This is a genomic window from Halomonas sp. WWR20, from assembly GCF_054602495.1.
The window spans coordinates 1-2,090 of sequence record NZ_JBTRHR010000023.1 but is presented as its reverse complement, the minus strand read 5'-3'; the positions used below and the strand labels follow the sequence as shown (position 1 = coordinate 2,090).

Here is a 2,090-nt window from a genome sequence, read left to right as displayed (position 1 = left end):
CGTGGCGATCAACAAGGACGAGGAAGCGCCGATCTTCCAGATCGCCGACTACGGTCTGGTCGGGGATCTGTTCCAGATCCTGCCCGAGCTCGAGCAGAAGCTGTAGGGCCTAAAGGAGCGCGACTTACGGTCGCGCTCTGCAGATCGAAAGCCCAATGTCGCCCATCTGACCTTGGGGGTGCAGCGAGGGAGGACAACACGGAGGTCAGCAGGATCGTAGTAAGGCAGGCGCCGTCTGGCGGCGCAACGCCGAGTGGCGGTGCCATTCGACCAATGGCTCGGAACGGGCCAATGACATGTCATGTTCTGGCGTGCCGGCAAGTCTTGCCGGATACAGAGACAGGCATTGATACAAAAATAATGAGGATCATCATGCATAAGCCAGTCAGAAAGATAACAACCGTCTCCGCGTTGGGTGCTGTATTGATGCTGCCGCTGGGCATGGCACATGCCCAGCAATCCTCGGCGGATGTCGATGCCCTGCAGCGACAGCTGCAAGCGTTGCAGGCACAGATCAATGAGCTGAAGGCGCAGCAGCAACAGACCCAGCAGAGCGTGTCCGCCGTGGAGCAGAACGCTCAGATAAGTGAAGCCGATCGCAGCGCCATCAAGAAAATCATCGATACCGTAAAGCCGGTCGAGTTCTACGGTGTGGCCCGTCTGTCTCTCGATTATGGCGACTCGGGCGTTAACGATTCTGAAGAAAATAACGGAATGGGGATCACCAGTGGCGATGTGGGGCTGTCGTCCAACACCACGATATTCGGTCTGCGCGGGACACATGATTTCGAGTTGGGCGGGACGCAGTATGCAGCTCTCTGGCAGCTTGAGCAGAGCTTCAATCCCGGCCTGAACCAGGGCGATACCCTGGCTAACCGTGACACCTTCCTGGGCCTCAAGACGCCCGCCGGCACCTTCCGCGCCGGTCTGCTGGACACGCCATTCAAGACCATGGGCATTCTTTACAGCGCCTTCACCACTACCGTGGGTGATCCGCATGCCATCCTCGGGACCGGGCCGAATCCCGCCTACGGACGTATCGACCTGCGCGCCTCCAATGCCCTCATGTGGGACGGCAAGTTCGGTGACGTGAATTACTCGCTGCAGTACGGCCTCGACCAGAACCGCGGGATCTACGATAACAACGAGCAAATCCTCAACGGTACCGAGGATCTGATCGACGACAACAGTTCCGATATGTACAGCGCCAGCGTGTCGTGGAACACCGGCGGGCTGAACCTCGGCGCCGCCTACGTCAATTACTCCAAATTGTATTCGGAGCAGAGCATCGAAGCCTATCGCTTCGGCGCCAATTATACCTTCGGTGCCGCGAAGATCGGCGCGATCTATGAAAACATCAACGAATACGATCCCATGGATCGTGACGCCTACGGAGCCTTCGCCACCTACCGTGTCGCACCGCGCACCACGGCGGGTGTGCAGTGGATGCATGCCAACGAGACGGAGAGCGGTAGCGATAACGATGCCGACCAGGCCAGCATCGGTGTGTTCCACTCGCTGACTCAGGCGCTGTCGGTCCATGCCATGTATACCAAGACCATGAACGGCGACAACGCCATGTACAGAGCGGGCGACTATGCGCATGGCGACCGGATCAATACCTTGGCGGGTAATGATCCGCAGGCCTTCTCCGTCGGGGCGCAGCTCAAGTGGTAATAAGGCCTTGAATCCTGCTGAGCGAGCAGCCGCAAGTCATGTTGTGCCGTTGTCGATGACACAAGCAATGTGCGGCTGTTCGTTCGGGATTAAAGCATTGAGAGGATGACTCGTAATAAGTTCCCAAACTGTCTTGCCACTGTTCGTTGCCCCGCCTTTCGGTGGGGCATTTTGTTAAGGTCGCCCCTTCTAGAACGATACTTTTAACGCAACAAACAACAACTAACGTGACAAACGTCAACGGCCCCGTCGTGACGGGGCCGTTGACGTTAGAGGCGGGCGAGACTCACATGTTGGGATAAGTGGGTCCGCCGCCGCCCTCGGGCGCCACCCACTGGATGTTCTGCGCCGGGTCCTTGATGTCGCAGGTCTTGCAGTGCACGCAGTTCTGGAAGTTGATCTGAAAGCGCGGC

General features: G+C 58.0%; 2 protein-coding genes and 1 pseudogene. 2 read left to right on the top strand and 1 reads right to left on the bottom strand.

Annotated elements, in window-relative coordinates; genetic code table 11:
- Together ACW4DH_RS18940 and ACW4DH_RS18935 are read left to right on the top strand one after the other, a co-directional pair.
- Positions 1-106, top strand: a pseudogene (locus tag ACW4DH_RS18940) (electron transfer flavoprotein subunit alpha/FixB family protein); the annotation flags it as partial.
- 266 nt (positions 107-372) lie between these two features.
- The gene (locus ACW4DH_RS18935) at positions 373-1,677 is read left to right on the top strand and encodes a porin (RefSeq protein WP_459637956.1); all 1,305 of its coding nucleotides are present in this window, start codon (positions 373-375) and stop codon (positions 1,675-1,677) included.
- A gap of 286 nt (positions 1,678-1,963) precedes the next feature.
- Here the strand turns inward: ACW4DH_RS18935 and ACW4DH_RS18930 are convergent.
- Positions 1,964-2,090: 4Fe-4S dicluster domain-containing protein (locus ACW4DH_RS18930; RefSeq protein WP_459637957.1), on the bottom strand; the 127-nt coding region annotated here is incomplete at its 5' end.